This window comes from Streptomyces sp. NPDC014656 (assembly GCF_043084305.1).
Taxonomy (GTDB): domain Bacteria; phylum Actinomycetota; class Actinomycetes; order Streptomycetales; family Streptomycetaceae; genus Streptomyces.
Genome location: NZ_JBIBZN010000016.1, coordinates 119,978 through 135,480, shown reverse-complemented (window position 1 = coordinate 135,480; position 15,503 = coordinate 119,978). Strand labels below are relative to the sequence as shown.

Genomic DNA, 15,503 nt, shown 5'->3' with positions numbered 1-15,503 from the left:
GCTACGCCTCCTCTTCCTTCTTGTCCTTGCGGTTGAACTCGATCTCGACACGCGCCTTGGCGATCTCGGCGAACTCCACGCGGCGGGCGGTGGCCTTGCGGCCCTTCAGCCCCGGCACCTCGGTGTCGATGCCGTCCTCGTCCACGGCCAGGACGCGGGTGACCAGCTCCCCGCCCTCGGCGAGCTGGAGCTTCACCAGCCGGCCGGTCGCCCGGACGTAGTGGCGGTGCTCGGAGAGCGGACGGTCGGCACCCGGGGAGCTGACCTCCAGGACGTACTCGCCGTCGCCCATGGCGTCGGTCTCGTCCAGCTTGGCGGAGATGGCACGGCTCAGCTCGGCACAGGCGTCCAGCTCGACGCCCTCGTCCGAGTCGACGACGATCCTCAGCAGTCCGCGGCGGCCGGCCCGGGACACCTCGATCTCCTCCAGATCCAGGTCCTCCGCGCGGACGAGCGGCTCAATGAGTCCGCGCAGCCTGTCGCTCTGGGTGGTGCTCATCCGGGTGACTCCTCGGCCGCGTGTGCTGTTGTGGGTACGTCGCAAATCCCTGCGTGTCGGATCAAGGGTATCCGGTCCGGGAGGGTGTTGCCGTCCACCGCCGGGGCTCCCGCGGGTACGCTCGCCTGCGGTGATCTTCGACGGGCGGCCGGGAGGGGTCCGGAATGCTGAGGGAGAGAGCGTGACGACGACGGGCAGACGCGCCCTGCTCGTGGCGGGGGCCTCGGCCGCCGCGGCGGCGCTGACCGGGTGCACCTCCGACGACGGGGGCCCGCGCCGCCCGAGCGCCGCGGAGGCGGCGGCGGCCCGCGAGGCCGAACGGGTGGCGCGCGCCGAGGCGGCCCTCCGCCACCGCGCGGTGACCGCCTCCCGGACCCTGCTGGAACGTTACGACGCCACCCTGGCCGCGCATCCCGCGCTCCGCGCGCGCGTGGCCCCCCTGCGCGCCTCCGCCGCGGCCCATGTGCGCGCCCTCGGCGAGGGCGCGCGGCCGGCTCCGGCCCCCGTGCCGACCCCGGGCGCCGCCTCGGGCACTCCGGCCGCGGCCACCCCGGGCACGGGTCCCGCCGGACCGGCCGTGCCGTCCGACCCGAAGGCCGCGCTGCGGGCGCTGGCCGGGGCCGCGCGGACCGCGTCCGACGCGCACGCGGCCGAGCTGCTCGCCGCCCCGCCCGAGTACGCCCGGCTGCTCGCCTCCGTGGCCGCCGCCGGCGCCGCCCACGCCTACCTCCTCACCGAAGGGGCCCGCGCATGAGCGCCCTGAAGGCCGCCCAGGCCGCCCTCGCCGCCGAGCACGCCGCCGTGTACGGCTACGGCGTCGTCGGCGGCCGGGTCGCCGAGGGCCGCCGGGCCGAGGCGACCGCCGCGTACCAGGCGCACCGGGCCCGCCGGGACGCGCTGCGCCGCACCGTCCGCGACCTCGGCGGCACCCCGGTCGCCGCGGCCGCCGCGTACGAGCTGCCGTTCCGGGTGGCGGACCCGGCCGGCGCGGTCCGGCTGGCCGCGGTCCTGGAGGACCGGGTGGCCGGGGTCTACTCCGACCTGGTGCGGGCCGGCGACGGGGCCCTGCGCCGGGAGGCGGCCGTGGCGCTCCGGGAGGCGGCGGTCCGCGCGGTGCGGTGGCGCGGCAGCGACGTAACCTTTCCTGGGCTCGCCGAGCGGGTGTGAGCCCGGCCCCCACCTGTTCTGATCACCCCGCCCGAGGAGAAGGAACACGGCACACATGGGTTTCGAAGCGCCCCGGCGACTGGTGACGGCGCTCCACGAGAAGTACGGCGACGCCGTCGCGGCCGAGTGGCTCGGGCGGCTGCCCGGCCTGGCCGAGCGGGTGCCCGAGGAGGCCGGGCTGACCGTCGAGCGGGTGGTGGCCCCCGGCGGGCGCGGGAGCCTGGTCCTGCTCGTCCGGGACTCGGACGGCGAGCCCGCCGCGCTGAAGGTCGCGCCGCCGTTCACTCGGCCGGAGCTGGAGCGGGACGCGCTCGCGCACTGGAACGGCTGGGGCGCGGTCCGGCTCCGCGCCGAGGCCCCGGAGGGCGCCCTCGTCCTCGAACGGCTGCACCCGGAGGTGTCCCTGCGCTCGCTGCCGGAGGCCAAGGCGCTCCTGGAGGCGGCCGGGATCGCCCGGAAGCTGTGGGTGGAGCCGCCCGCCGGACACGCCTTCGAGACCGTGCCGGAGCGCACCGCCCGCCAGGCGTCCGCGATGGAGCGCTACCGGGCCGACCCCACCGCCGGGGAGCTCGCCGCCGCCGCGCTCGCCGCCCGCGAGGAGCTGCTCGCCGGGTCCGCCGAGGAGCTGCTGCTGCACGGGGACTTCCGGCAGGGCAAGGTGCTCGGCGGCGACCGCGCGCCCTGGCTGGCCGTCGGGCCCGACCCGCTGGTCGGCGAGCGCGCCTACGACCTCGCGCGGCTGGTGCGGGAACGGGTCGAGGACCTGGTCGCCTCCTCGGCCGGTGCCCCGGCGGCCCGGCGGCGGGTCAACAGGCTGGCCGACTCGCTCGACGTCGACCGGGAGCGGCTGCGCGGCTGGACGCTCTTCCGGACCGTCGAGTCCGGCACCCGGGCGCTGACCGGCGGGCGGCGGCAGGAGGCCGAGTGGCTGCTGGAGTTCGCGAGCTGGCTGTGAGTCCGCGGCCCACCTGAGGGGAATATCCTTTTTGTATCCCTTCCTCAGGGGGCCGTGATGATCGAAGAACTCCTCCTGGCCGTCGCGGGAGCGGCGGCGGCGACCGCGGTCTACGTGGGTGCGGCGGCCCGCGTGGTGAAGCAGTACGAGCGGGGCGTCGTCTTCCGCTTCGGCCGGCTGCGGGGCGAGGTCCGTCCGCCCGGCTTCACCATGATCCTTCCGGCGGTGGACCGGCTCCACAAGGTGAACATGCAGATCGTCACGATGCCGGTGCCCGCGCAGGAGGGCATCACCCGGGACAACGTGACGGTACGGGTCGACGCCGTCGTCTACTTCCGGGTGGTGGACGCGGCGGAGGCGCTGGTGCGGGTCGAGGACTACAAGTTCGCGGTCTCGCAGATGGCGCAGACCTCGCTGCGGTCGATCATCGGCAAGAGCGACCTCGACGACCTGCTGTCCAACCGGGAGAAGCTCAACCAGGGACTGGAGCTGATGCTGGACTCCCCCGCGATCGGGTGGGGCGTGCAGATCGACCGGGTCGAGATCAAGGACGTGTCGCTGCCCGAGACCATGAAGCGGTCGATGGCCCGGCAGGCCGAGGCGGACCGGGAGCGGCGGGCGCGGCTGATCAACGCGGACGCGGAGCTGCAGGCGTCGAAGAAGCTGACGGAGGCGGCGCACCAGATGGCCGACGCCCCGGCGGCGCTGCAGCTGCGGCTGCTCCAGACGGTGATGGCGGTGGCCGCCGAGAAGAACTCGACCCTGGTCCTGCCGATCCCGGTCGAGCTGCTGCGCTTCCTGGAGCGCGCCACGCCCGAGGCGCCCCGGGCCGAACCGGCGCCGCAGGCCCCTACCGGGCCTCCCGCGCCTCCCCCGGCGCCCCTGCCCCCTATCGAGGACCTCACCGGCCCTTCGGTCGACCCGTCGTCGTCCTGACGCCGGGCCCCGCCCGAAAGCCGGTGCCGTCCCGCCCGGGAGCGCGGGACGGCACCGGCGGGTGCGGGGAGGGTCACGCCGTCAGGGCGGCGAGGGCCTCCTCGACCGTCAGCTCCTCGCGCTCGCCCGTGCGGCGGTCCTTCAGCTCCACGACGCCCTCGGCGGCGCGGCGGCCGGCGACGAGGATCTTGGGGACGCCGATCAGCTCCGCGTCGGTGAACTTGACGCCCGGGGAGACGCCGGCGCGGTCGTCGACGAGGACCCGGAGGCCCGCGGCGGACAGCTTGTCGGAGACCTCCAGGGCCAGCTCGGTCTGGAGGGCCTTGCCGGCGGCGACGACGTGGACGTCGGCGGGCGCGACCTCGGCCGGCCAGCACAGGCCCTTGTCGTCGGCGGTCTGCTCGGCGAGCGCGGCGACGGCGCGCGAGACGCCGATGCCGTAGGAGCCCATCGTCACGCGGACCGGCTTGCCGTTCTGGCCGAGCACGTCGAGCTTCAGGGCGTCGGCGTACTTGCGGCCGAGCTGGAAGATGTGGCCGATCTCGATCGCGCGGTCCAGCTTGAGGCCGGTGCCGCACTTCGGGCACGGGTCGCCCTCCTGGACGACGACGACGTCGACGTACTCCTCGACCTCGAAGTCGCGGCCCGCGACGACGTTCTTCGCGTGCGTGCCCTCCTCGTTGGCGCCGGTGATCCAGGCGGTGCCGGGGGCGACGCGCGGGTCGGCGATGTAGCGCACCTTCTCCAGGCCCTGGGGGCCGACGTAGCCGCGGACGAGGTCGGGGCGGCCGGCGAAGTCGGTCTCGGTGACGAGCTCGACGGCGGCCGGGGCGAAGTGGGCCTCGACCTTGTCCATGTCGACCTCGCGGTCGCCGGGGACGCCGACGGCGACGATCTCGCCGTCGACCTTCACCAGGAGGTTCTTGAGGGTGTCGGAGGCCGGGACGCCGAGGTGGGCGGCGAGGGTCTCGATGGTGGGGGTGTCGGGGGTCGGGATGGCCTCCAGGGCCGGGACCGCCGAGCCGTCGACGGCCTTGACCTCCTGGTACACGGCTTCGGTGTTGGCGGCGAAGTCGCAGTTCGGGCAGTCGGCGAAGGTGTCCTCGCCGGCCTCGGCCGGGGCGAGGAACTCCTCGGACTTGGAGCCGCCCATGGCGCCGGCGGTGGCGGCGCAGATGCGGTAGTCGAGGCCGAGGCGCTCGAAGATCCGCTGGTAGGCCTGGCGGTGGACGCCGTAGGACCGGTTCAGGCCCTCGTCCTCGGTGTCGAAGGAGTAGGAGTCCTTCATGAGGAACTCGCGGCCGCGCAGGATGCCGGCGCGGGGGCGGGCCTCGTCGCGGAACTTGGTCTGGATCTGGTACAGGATGACCGGCAGGTCCTTGTAGGACGAGCACTGGTCCTTCACGAGGAGGGTGAAGATCTCCTCGTGGGTGGGGCCGAGGAGGTAGTCGCCGCCCTTGCGGTCCTGGAGGCGGAAGAGCTCGGCGCCGTACTCGTCCCAGCGGCCGGTGGCCTCGTAGGGCTCGCGGGGCAGCAGGGCGGGGAGGGAGACCTCCTGGGCGCCGACGGCGTCCATCTCCTCGCGGACGATCCGCTCGACGTTGGAGAGGACCTTCTTGCCGAGGGGCAGCCAGCTCCAGATGCCGGCGGCGGTGCGGCGGACGTAGCCGGCCCGCACGAGGAGCTTGTGGGAGAGGACCTCGGCGTCCGCCGGGTCGTCGCGCAGCGTCTTCGCCATCAACTGGGACATGCGCTGGACCGGTGCGTTGGCCATGGTTCTCGTACTCCTGCCGGGACTGAAAGTGATGGCCCCGAGGTTAGCCGGGCGGCCCCGCCCGCGAGAAATCAGTTCCGGCGCGGGAGGGGCAGCGGGGCGCCCATGACGGCGTAGGGGCGGGCGGCGCTCGGGAAGTGGACCTGGCGGGCGAGGTCGGTGTAGCCGAGCGAGCGGTAGAGGCCGCGGGCCGGGGACTCGGTGTCGATGGCGGAGAGGATGGAGCGCTTCTCGTCGGCGGTGTCGGTGATGGTGGTGATCAGTCCGCGGCCGAGGCCGAGGCCCTGGAAGTCGGGGTGGACGTGGAGCTCGGTGATGACGAAGGAGGCGTCGAGCCAGTCGGCGGTGCCGGTGGCCCGGAGGTACGGCTCCACCACGGTGGACCACCAGTGGCCGCGGTCGTTGGGCATCCCGTACACGAAGCCGACGAGCCGCCCGTCGGGGGTGGTGGCGCCGTAGGCGCGGGCGCCGGGGTTCATCAGGTGGCGCAGCACGATGTGGCGGCGTACGGCGACCTCCTCGGCGTCGAGGCCGAAGGCGACCGCCTGCACGGCGAGCGCCTCGTCCACCCGGGCGGCGAGGTTGACGGGTCCGATCACGGCCTGTGCGTCGTCCATGCGGCGCACCCTACAAGTGCCCGCCGGTTCAGAACAGGACGCTCATGAAGGCGCCGGTCTCGCGGAAGCCGACGCGGTGGTACGCGGCGCGGGCGGGGGTGTTGTAGTCGTTCACGTACAGGCTGACGACGGGGGCGACGTCGGCGAGGGCGTACTGGAGGACGGCGGCCATGCCGGTCTCGGAGAGGCCCTTGCCGCGGTGCTCGGGGGCGACCCAGACGCCCTGGATCTGGCAGGCCTGGCGGGTGGCGGCGCCGATCTCGGCCTTGAAGACCACCTTGCCGTCGTCGATGCGGGCGAAGGAGCGGCCGGCGGCGACGAGTTCGGCGACGCGGGCCTGGTAGAGCAGGCCGCCGTCGCCCGCCATCGGGGAGACGCCGACCTCCTCGGTGAACATGGCGACGCAGGCGGGCATGATCGCGTCCATCTCGTCCTTGCGGACCCGGCGGACGAGGGGGTCGGGGGCGACGGTGGCGGAGGGCTCCTCGGCGACCATGAGGGGCTGGTGGGCGCGGACGTCGCGGGCGGGGCCCCAGGAGGGTTCGAGGAGGCGCCACAGCTCGCCGGTGGGGCCGGCCGGGCCGACGATCGAGGAGCAGCGGCGGCCGATCCTGCGGGCCCGCTCGGCGAAGGCGCGGACGGCCCCGGGGGTGGCGCAGATGGGCACGAGGTTGGCGCCGGAGTAGCAGAGCGAGGTGAGCCGGCCCTCGGTGTACCAGCCCCACATCTCGCCGCCCAGGCGCCACGGGTCGAGCCCGGCGATCCGGACGCGGGCGGTCACGAAGGCGTTCTCGACGGGGGCGCTCTCCAGGACGGCGAGGGCGGCTCCGAGGTCGGCGGGTTCGAGGACCCGGGTGGTGGTCTGTGTCAACACGAGGGAACCTCACCGTGCGGGTTCTGCTGGTCCTGGCACTGTACCCCCAGGATCCGCGGCGGGGCCGGTGGGAAGGCGGAACCCCGCCGCTCCCGGGGAGCGGCGGGGTTCCTTACGGCGAGGGGCCGGTCGGGCGGGAGGGGCGCCCGGTCAGCCGGCGACGGCGACGGTCGGCTCGCCGCTGGCGATGCCGTCCTTCTCCATCTGCTCGGCGATCTTGAGGGCTTCCTCGATGAGGGTCTCGACGATCTTCGACTCGGGGACGGTCTTGATGACCTCGCCCTTGACGAAGATCTGGCCCTTGCCGTTGCCGGAGGCGACGCCGAGGTCGGCCTCGCGGGCCTCGCCGGGGCCGTTGACGACGCAGCCCATGACGGCGACGCGCAGCGGGACGGTCATGCCGTCGAGGCCGGCGGTGACCTCCTCGGCGAGCTTGTAGACGTCGACCTGGGCGCGGCCGCAGGACGGGCAGGAGACGATCTCCAGGCGGCGCTGGCGGAGGTTGAGCGACTCCAGGATCTGGATGCCGACCTTGATCTCCTCGGCCGGCGGGGCGGAGAGGGAGACGCGGATGGTGTCGCCGATGCCCTGGGAGAGGAGGGCGCCGAAGGCGACGGCCGACTTGATGGTGCCCTGGAAGGCGGGACCGGCCTCGGTGACGCCGAGGTGCAGCGGGTAGTCGCACTGGGCGGCGAGCTGGCGGTAGGCCTCGACCATGACGACCGGGTCGTTGTGCTTGACCGAGATCTTGATGTCGCGGAAGCCGTGCTCCTCGAAGAGGGACGCCTCCCAGAGGGCGGACTCGACGAGCGCCTCGGGGGTGGCCTTGCCGTACTTCTTGAGCAGGCGGGCGTCGAGCGAGCCGGCGTTGACGCCGATGCGGATCGGGACGCGCGCGTCGCCGGCCGCCTTGGCGATCTCCTTGACCTTGTCGTCGAACTGCTTGATGTTGCCGGGGTTGACGCGGACGGCGGCGCAGCCGGCGTCGATCGCGGCGAAGACGTACTTCGGCTGGAAGTGGATGTCGGCGATCACCGGGATCTGCGACTTGCGGGCGATCGTGGCGAGCGCGTCGGCGTCGTCCTGGGTGGGGCAGGCCACCCGGACGATCTGGCAGCCGGAGGCGGTCAGCTCGGCGATCTGCTGGAGGGTGGCGCCGATGTCGGACGTACGGGTCGTCGTCATCGACTGCACCGAGACGGGTGCGTCACCCCCGACGGCCACGCTGCCGACCTGGATCTGCCGGCTCTTGCGGCGCTCGGCGAGCCGGGTCGGGACGGTGGGGATACCGAGAGAAATCGCGGTCATGAGTCTGTGCAACCTCAAGGTCGTGCGTCGGCGGGCTCGGGCTTCCGAGGTTACCGCCCCGGGGGCGGGGGGCCGGACACGGTGGTGCCCGGCCCCCCCGGGAGCTACGTCAGCTTCACCGGGTTGACGATGTCGGCGGCGAGGACGAGCAGGGTGAAGCAGACGAAGACGCCGGCGACCACGTAGGCGGCGGGCATCAGCTTGGCCACGTCGAACGGGCCGGGGTCGGGGCGCTTGAAGAGCCGGGCCGTGTGGCGGCGGACGGACTCCCACAGGGCGCCCGCGATGTGGCCGCCGTCGAGCGGCAGCAGCGGGAGCATGTTGAACAGGAACAGCGAGACGTTGAAGTACACCAGCAGGTTCATGAACATGACCAGGATCCGCTCCGGCGGGAGGTCCAGGTTCATGAGTTCGCCGGTGATGCGGGCGGCGCCGACGACGCCGACCGGAGAGTCCTCGGCCCGTTCGCCGTCGCCGAAGGTGGCGTCCCACAGGCCGGGGATCTTGCCGGGGAGGGCGACGACGGACTGGAGGCCGTTCTGCATGAGCTCGCCCATGCGGTCGGTGGTCTCGACGAAGGTGAGGGGCGCGACCTCGGTCTTCGACGCGAAGCCGAGGTAGCCGGCGGGCTCGTAGGCGAGCGGGCGGGCGACCTGCCCGTCCTCGTCCTTCTTCAGGACCTCGTTGGCGACCAGCGTCGGGTGCAGGTCGAGGCGCTGCCCGTCCCGCTCGACGGTGACCGTGGCGGGTCCGATGGTGGCCCGGATGTGGTTCGACAGGGTGTCCCAGTCGGAGACGGGGGTGCCGTTGAAGGCGACGATCCGGTCGCCGTCCCTCAGGCCCGCCTTGTACGCCGGGGAGACCGGGTCGCCGGTGGCGCAGGTGTCCCGGTTGGCGCTCTGCTTGATGACGCACTTCTGGACGCCGGCGACCTGGGTGGTCTGGCCCTCGATGCCGAGGGTCATCAGGGAGCCGTAGAAGAGGCCGAGGGCGAGGACCAGGTTCATGAACGGTCCGGCGAACATGACGATCACGCGCTTCCACGGCTTGCGCGTGTAGAAGAGCCGGGTCTCGTCGCCGGGCTGGAGCTCCTCGTAGGAGGCCTCGCGGGCGTCCTCGATCATGGTGCGCCAGGGCGAGGTGGAGCGGGCCTCGATCTTGCCGTCCGCGCCGGGCGGGAACATGCCGATCATGCGGATGTAGCCGCCGGCCGGGATGGCCTTGATGCCGTACTCGGTGTCGCCGCGCTTCTTGGACCAGATGGTGGGGCCGAAGCCGACCATGTACTGCGGCACCCGGATGCCGAAGAGCTTGGCCGTGGAGAGGTGGCCCAGCTCGTGCCACGCGATGGAGACGAGGAGTCCCAGCGCGAACAGGACGACCCCGAGGATCGTCAGGAGCACTTCCGTCATGCGCGCGCCTCCGCGGTTGCCTTCGCTGCGAGCTCTCGGGCCCGGGCCCGGGCCCAGGTCTCCGCTTCCAGGACGTCCGGCACCGTCAGGGAGGTTCCCCCGGTGGGCCGTCCGTGTTCGGTGACGACCGCCGTGACGGTGTCCATGATGCCGTTGAAGGGGAGCCGTCCGGCCAGGAAGGCCTCCACGCACTCCTCGTTGGCGGCGTTGAAGACGGCGGGGGCGGTGCCGCCCAGCTCGCCGACGTGCCGGGCCAGGTTCACCGACGGGAAGGCCTCGTCGTCGAGGGGGAAGAACTCCCAGGTGGAGGCCTTGGTCCAGTCGAAGGCGGGGGCCGCGTCCGGGATCCGCTCGGGCCAGCCGATGCCGATGGCGATGGGGCCGCGCATGTCCGGCGGGGTCGCCTGGGCGAGGGTGGAACCGTCGGTGAACTCGACCATGGAGTGCACGTACGACTGGGGGTGGACGACGACCTCGATGCGGTCGAAGGGGATGTCGTAGAGGAGGTGCGCCTCGATGACCTCCAGCCCCTTGTTGACCAGGGTCGCGCTGTTGACCGTGATGACCGGGCCCATCGCCCAGGTCGGGTGCGCGAGCGCGTCCTCGCGGGTCACGTGCTCCAGCTCGGCGCGCGTGCGGCCGCGGAAGGGGCCGCCGGAGGCGGTCACGACCAGCTTGCGGACGTCGGCGCGGGTGCCGGCGGCGAGCGCCTGGAAGAGGGCCGCGTGCTCGGAGTCGACCGGGATGATCTGGCCGGGCTTCGCGAGGGCCTTCACCAGCGGGCCGCCGACGATCAGCGACTCCTTGTTGGCGAGGGCGAGGGTGCGGCCGGCCTCCAGGGCGGCGAGGGTCGGCGCGAGGCCGATGGAGCCGGTGATGCCGTTGAGCACGGTGTGGCACGGGGAGGCGGCGAGCTGGGTCGCGGCGTCGGGCCCGGCCAGGATCTCGGGCAGCGGCTCGGAGCCGTACAGGGCCCCCAGGGCCGTACGCAGCTCCGCCACGGTCTCCTCGCGGGCGACGGCTACCTGGGCGACCTTCAGCCGGTGCGCCTGCTCGGCGAGGAGCGCGACCCGGCCGCCGGAGGCGGCCAGGGCGGTGACCCGGAAGCGGTCGGGGTGGCGCAGCACCAGGTCGATGGCCTGGGTGCCGATCGAACCCGTCGAGCCGAGGACGACGACGTCCCGGCGTCCTCCGGCGGGGTCGAAGGCGATGTGCGGGTCGGCGAGAGGAGAGGGGCGGTCGCTCATGCCCCCCATTCTTGCCCCAAACGCCGCGCGCTCTTCACGGGGTCCGGGTGAACGCGCCGAATCCCCCGAACACGCGGTGGAAGTCCGGGAAGGTCTTCTTCACGCAGCCGGGGTCGTCGAAGGTGATCCCGGGGGTGCGCAGGGCGGTGACCGCGAAGGACATGACGATCCGGTGGTCGCGGTGGGTGGCGATCTCGACGGGGCCCGCGGGGGTGCCGGGGTGGATCTCGATCCAGTCGGGGCCGGTCTCCACGGTGACGCCGAGGGCGCGGAGGTTCTCGGCGCAGGCGTCGAGCCGGTCGCACTCCTTGACCCGGGTGTTGGCGACGTCCTCGATGCGGACCGGCCCGTCGGCGAAGGGCGCGATCGCGGCGAGGGTCGGCATGGTGTCGGAGATGTCCCGCATGGCGACGGTGAGTCCGCGCAGGGTGCCGGTGGAGCGGACGGTGGTGGACTCCGCCGTGACCTCGACGTCGGCGCCCATGGCGCGCAGCACGTCGACGAAGGCGAGGTCGCCCTGGAGGGCGCCGGTGCCGAGGCCGGGGACGGTGACGGAGCCGCCCGGCCGCAGGGCGGCGGCGGCGAAGAAGTAGCTCGCCGTGGAGGCGTCGGGCTCGATCGCGTACGTCCGGGCGCGGTAGCCGGTGGGGGCGACCCGGTAGGTGCGGCCCCGCTCGTCGTCCTCGCGGGTGACCTCGGCGCCGAAGGACCGCATCATCGCGAGGGTGATCTCCACGTACGGCTCCGAGACCAGGTCGGTGACCGTGATGTCCAGGCCCTCGGCCGTGAGCGGGCCCAGCATCAGCAGCGCCGTCAGGTACTGCGAGGACTGGCCGGCGTCGAGGGTGAGCGCGCCGCCCCTGACCCCGGCGGCGTGCACGGAGAGCGGGTGGTGGCCGTCCTTCCCGCCGTGCCGCAGGTCCACGCCGAGTCCGCGCAGGGCGGTGGTCAGCGGGCCGAGGGGGCGGCGGCGCATCTGCGCGGAGGCGTCGAAGCGGAAGGTGCCGTGGCCGGCGGCGGCGAGGGCGGGCAGGAAGCGGGCGGTGGTGGCGCCGTCGCGGCAGTAGACGTCGGCCTCGGCGTTCCCCGGTCCGGCGGGGCGGCCCTCGACGTGCCAGGCTCCGGGCTCCTGCCGGACGGTGTACCCGAGGGCCCGGAGCCCTTCGGCGAAGCCCTCGGTGTCGTCGGAGACGAGCGGGCGCAGCAGGGTGGTGGTGCCCTCCGCCGCGGCGGCGAGGAAGAGCGCGCGGGCGGTGACGGACTTGGAGCCGGGGATGTCGATGACGGTCACGCCGGCCATCCTGCCGGTCCGGGCGCGGCCCGTGCCGGGGCGTTCCGGTCCGTGGACGGGCGGCAGGGGGGCCGGGTGGGGGCGGGCGGCGGCGTACGGCGACGGGCGCGTACGGGAAGGGCCGGGGGCGCACGGAGGGCGGGGCCGGGGGCGTACGAAAGGCGGCCCGAGCCCCCGCACAGTGGGCTCGGACCGCCTGGTCTCGTGGGACGGATCCCCTTAGAGGGCGAGGCCCGTCAGGACCAGGACGCGCTCGTAGGTGTAGTCGTCCATGGCGTAGGCGACGCCCTCGCGGCCGACGCCGGAGCGCTTGGCGCCGCCGTACGGCATCTGGTCGGCGCGGTAGGAGGGGACGTCGCCGACGATCACGCCGCCGACCTCCAGGGCGCGGTGGGCGCGGAAGGCGGCCTGCAGGTCGCGGGTGAAGACGCCGGCCTGGAGGCCGAAGTCCGAGTCGTTGACCGCGGCGAAGGCCTCGGCCTCGCCGTCGACCCTGGCGACCGTGAGGACCGGGCCGAAGACCTCGGAGCGGGCCAGGGTGACGCCGGCCGGGAGCTCGGTGAGGACGGTCGGGGCGTAGGTGGCGCCCTCGCGCTTGCCGCCGGCGAGGAGCTTGGCGCCGGCCGCGACGGCCTCGTCCACCCAGGACTCGACGCGCTTCGCGGCGGCCTCGTCGACGAGCGGGCCGACGTCGGTGGCGTCGTCCGCCGGGTCGCCGGTGACCTGGGCCTCGACGGCCGCGACGATCTTCGGCAGCAGGCGGTCGTAGACGGTGGCGTCGGCGATCACGCGCTGCACGGAGATGCAGGACTGGCCGCCCTGGTAGTTGGAGAAGGTCGCGATGCGGCTCGCGGCCCAGTCCAGGTCGGCCTCGGAGGACCAGTCCGGGAGGACGACGGCGGCGGCGTTGCCGCCGAGCTCCAGGGTGCAGTGCTTGTGCGGCACGGACTCGGCGATGGCGTAGCCGACCTTGTCCGAGCCGGTGAAGGAGATGACCGGGAGGCGCTCGTCCTGGACGAGGGCCGGCATCCGGTCGTTCGGCACGGTGAGGATCGACCAGGAACCGGCCGGCAGGTCGGTCTCGGCCAGGATCTCGCCCAGGATGAGGGAGGAGATCGGGGTGGCCGGGGCCGGCTTGAGGATGATCGGGGCGCCGACGGCGATGGCCGGGGCGACCTTGTGGGCGCTGAGGTTCAGCGGGAAGTTGAAGGGCGCGATGCCGAGGACGACGCCCTTGGGCACGCGGCGGGTGAGGGCGAGGCGGCCCGCGCCGCCGGCCTCGGTGTCCAGGCGCTGGGCCTCGCCGGCGTTCCAGCGGCGGGCCTCCTCGGCGGCGAAACGGAAGACGGAGACGGCGCGGCCGACCTCGCCGCGGGCCCACTTGATGGGCTTGCCGTTCTCGGCGGAGATGACCTGGGCGATCTCCTCGGTGCGCTCGGCGAGCCGCTTCGACACGTGGTCGAGGGCGGCGGCGCGGACGTGCGCCGGGGTGGCGGCGAACTCGTCGACGACCGCGTGGGCGGCCGCGACGGCCTCCTCGACCTGGGCCTCGGTGGGCACGGCGACCTTGCCGACCAGACGTCCGTCGTACGAGTTCGTGACGTCGAAGGTGGTGTCGCCGGTGGCCTCGCGGCCGGCGACCCAGAAGGCGTGGGTGGTCGTCATTGCGCGTCCCGGCCCTTTCCGTTTCGGGTGCGAGCGGTTGCCCCGGGCGGGCGGTTGCTCTCCAGACACGTTAGGGCCGGGACCGGCGGGTGGCGTTTGTCCGTGATGGAGTGGTGGGGGTGGCGGTCTGTCCGCTTCGGCCCAAGAGCCGGTACGGAGGGGCTGCCGGGTCAGCGCTCCTCGTACGCGGTGAAGGGCGGGTCGTACCCGTCCCCCCAGCGGGCGACGACCAGCCGGTCGCCGTGCCCGAGGACGCCCTTGACCTCGCCGGACGACCCGCCGACCGAATCGGGGAAGGTGCGCCGGTCGCGCTCCTCGCCGGTGTCGGCGTCGAGGACGAGGAGTCCGTCCTCCCCCGTCGACCCGTAGAAGTCGATCAGCGCGGTCACCTTGCCGCCCGCGACCCGCAGCCCGATGACGTCGTCCAGGTCGGCCACCTCCACGCGCCACAGCCGCTGTCCGCTGCGCAGGTCGAAGGCGGTGATCACGTCGTCGTAGCCGGCGCCGGAGGCGACGGTGTAGAGGCGTCCGTAGGCGACGCGGGTGAGGGCAGGCTCCTCGGCGGGGGAGGTGATCCGGCCGTTGTCGGGGCCGGACGCGACGCGACCCCGGGGGCGGGCGTCCCCGTCGAAGGAGAGGAGGCTCGTGTGGCCGGAGTCGTCGAGGCCTTCGGCGCTCACCACGAGCGGGTCGGCGGAGACGAATCCGGGCGTGTGGGTGAGCGGGTCGACGAGCCGCCGCTGGTCCAGCGGGGAGGTGCCGCGCACCCTCCCGTCGGCGGGGTCGAGGACGGCGAGCCGGACGTCGCGGCGGTCGCAGGCCAGGAGCGCCGAGACCCGGCGGTCGCCCGCGGCGACGCCGTACGGCACGCAGCCCCCGGGCATCCGCGCCGTCCACCGGGGCTCGCCGGTCCTCAGGTCGAGGGCGCGCAGCGCGCGGTCCGGGTCGAGCCTGCCGGGGTCGCCGAGGGCCGAGGCGTACCGCCAGTCGTGGTCCTCGTCGCGCAGGACGGCGAGGCCGCCGCCGACGGCGACGACGTCGCGCTCGGCGCGGATCTCGCCGTCGGCGGCGGTGCGGGTGGCGCGCCAGAGCTCGCGGCCGGCCGTGAGGTCGAGGGCGACGACGTCGGCGCAGCCCTTGCCCTCGCCCTCGCTGCCGCCGGCGGGGTCGCCGGGCGTGCCCTGGACGATCAGGGCGACGCCGTCGGCGGCGGTGCGGCTGACGGAGCAGATCACGGCGGCGCCGGACGGCTCGTACCGCCAGCGCTGCCCGCCGGTGCGGGCGTCGTAGCCGGTGACGGCGTCGGAGCGGCTGCGGACGAGGGTGTCACCGGCGGACCAGGCGCCGTTGCCGGACGCCGAGGCGGTGTCGTCGGCCGGGGTGTTCCAGACCTCGCGCATCGAGTCGCCGGGGAGGTAGCCCTCGCCCGCGAGGACGCCCGCGGTGATGCCGCCGCAGCCGGCGAGGAGGGCGAGGAGGAGGCCGCCGACGACGGTGTACCGGACGAGCCGGGAGCTCCGCGGCGGGGTTGCGGGGGTGGTGGTGGCGTTGGCGCCGGTGGTGGCGTTAGCGGCGGTGGCGCCGCCCTTCGTCGGCCTGCCCCGCGTGCCCGGCTCCCCCGTGCTTCCCGGCTCCCCCGTGCTTCCCGGCTTCCCCGGCTTGCCCGGCTTCCCCGGCTTGCCCGCCGGTCCCCCGGTCCTCGTGCCCGTCGCCATTCCGCTCCCGCCCCTGTCGTCATGCCCACGCCGACCGATCGGT

The 15,503-nt window shown here is 74.0% G+C and carries 14 protein-coding genes; 4 read left to right on the top strand and 10 right to left on the bottom strand.

Annotated elements, in window-relative coordinates:
* Nucleotide 1: 1 nt before the first annotated feature.
* Nucleotides 2–499: a ribosome maturation factor RimP gene (gene rimP, locus ACF1ED_RS30320; protein WP_391765822.1), complete on the bottom strand. Its 498-nt coding sequence runs from the start codon at nt 497–499 to the stop codon at nt 2–4.
* Nucleotides 500–680: 181 nt separating this feature from the next.
* Here rimP and ACF1ED_RS30315 point away from each other — a divergent pair, with 181 nt between their 5' ends.
* The 4 genes from ACF1ED_RS30315 to ACF1ED_RS30300 are packed head-to-tail and all read left to right on the top strand — an operon-like array spanning nt 681 to nt 3,557.
* Nucleotides 681–1,253 (top strand): hypothetical protein, encoded by a 573-nt coding sequence (locus tag ACF1ED_RS30315; protein ID WP_391765820.1) that lies wholly within the window; start codon nt 681–683, stop codon nt 1,251–1,253.
* Entirely contained in the window at nt 1,250–1,666 is a 417-nt protein-coding gene (locus ACF1ED_RS30310; RefSeq protein WP_391765818.1) for a ferritin-like domain-containing protein, read from the top strand. Before ACF1ED_RS30315 ends, ACF1ED_RS30310 begins: the two co-directional genes overlap by 4 nt.
* Before the next feature lie 55 nt (nt 1,667–1,721).
* Entirely contained in the window at nt 1,722–2,621 is a 900-nt protein-coding gene (locus tag ACF1ED_RS30305) for an aminoglycoside phosphotransferase family protein (RefSeq protein WP_391765816.1), read from the top strand.
* 57 nt (nt 2,622–2,678) lie between these two features.
* Complete coding sequence (locus tag ACF1ED_RS30300; RefSeq protein ID WP_391765815.1) at nt 2,679–3,557, top strand: slipin family protein; 879 nt, start codon at nt 2,679–2,681, stop codon at nt 3,555–3,557.
* A gap of 73 nt (nt 3,558–3,630) precedes the next feature.
* Here ACF1ED_RS30300 and ACF1ED_RS30295 read toward each other — a convergent pair whose 3' ends face one another.
* The 9 genes from ACF1ED_RS30295 to ACF1ED_RS30255 all read right to left on the bottom strand — a co-directional run bounded on the left by ACF1ED_RS30295 (nt 3,631) and on the right by ACF1ED_RS30255 (nt 15,460).
* Entirely contained in the window at nt 3,631–5,331 is a 1,701-nt protein-coding gene (locus tag ACF1ED_RS30295; RefSeq protein ID WP_391765813.1) for a proline--tRNA ligase, read from the bottom strand.
* Between the two features lie 71 nt (nt 5,332–5,402).
* Nucleotides 5,403–5,948, bottom strand: a complete 546-nt coding sequence (locus ACF1ED_RS30290) for a GNAT family N-acetyltransferase (RefSeq protein WP_391765811.1) — start codon at nt 5,946–5,948, stop codon at nt 5,403–5,405.
* A gap of 28 nt (nt 5,949–5,976) precedes the next feature.
* The gene (locus ACF1ED_RS30285) at nt 5,977–6,822 is read right to left on the bottom strand and encodes a GNAT family N-acetyltransferase (protein WP_391765809.1); all 846 of its coding nucleotides are present in this window, start codon (nt 6,820–6,822) and stop codon (nt 5,977–5,979) included.
* Between the two features lie 150 nt (nt 6,823–6,972).
* Nucleotides 6,973–8,130, bottom strand: a complete 1,158-nt coding sequence (gene ispG, locus ACF1ED_RS30280) for a flavodoxin-dependent (E)-4-hydroxy-3-methylbut-2-enyl-diphosphate synthase (RefSeq protein ID WP_391765807.1) — start codon at nt 8,128–8,130, stop codon at nt 6,973–6,975.
* A gap of 104 nt (nt 8,131–8,234) precedes the next feature.
* Nucleotides 8,235–9,542: a M50 family metallopeptidase gene (locus ACF1ED_RS30275; RefSeq protein ID WP_391765805.1), complete on the bottom strand. Its 1,308-nt coding sequence runs from the start codon at nt 9,540–9,542 to the stop codon at nt 8,235–8,237.
* Nucleotides 9,539–10,789, bottom strand: a complete 1,251-nt coding sequence (dxr, locus tag ACF1ED_RS30270; RefSeq protein ID WP_391765803.1) for a 1-deoxy-D-xylulose-5-phosphate reductoisomerase — start codon at nt 10,787–10,789, stop codon at nt 9,539–9,541. The genes ACF1ED_RS30275 and dxr overlap by 4 nt, the downstream gene beginning before the upstream one ends.
* 34 nt (nt 10,790–10,823) lie before the next feature.
* A complete protein-coding gene (gene aroA / locus ACF1ED_RS30265) occupies nt 10,824–12,080 on the bottom strand; it encodes a 3-phosphoshikimate 1-carboxyvinyltransferase (RefSeq protein ID WP_391765801.1) in 1,257 nt (418 codons plus the stop codon).
* Nucleotides 12,081–12,299: 219 nt separating this feature from the next.
* The gene (locus ACF1ED_RS30260) at nt 12,300–13,745 is read right to left on the bottom strand and encodes an aldehyde dehydrogenase family protein (RefSeq protein ID WP_391765799.1); all 1,446 of its coding nucleotides are present in this window, start codon (nt 13,743–13,745) and stop codon (nt 12,300–12,302) included.
* A 170-nt stretch (nt 13,746–13,915) separates the two neighbouring features.
* Nucleotides 13,916–15,460 carry a PQQ-binding-like beta-propeller repeat protein gene (locus ACF1ED_RS30255; protein ID WP_391765797.1) on the bottom strand — a complete coding sequence of 515 codons (1,545 nt, stop codon included), beginning with the start codon at nt 15,458–15,460 and terminating at the stop codon, nt 13,916–13,918.
* Nucleotides 15,461–15,503: the final 43 nt, after the last annotated feature.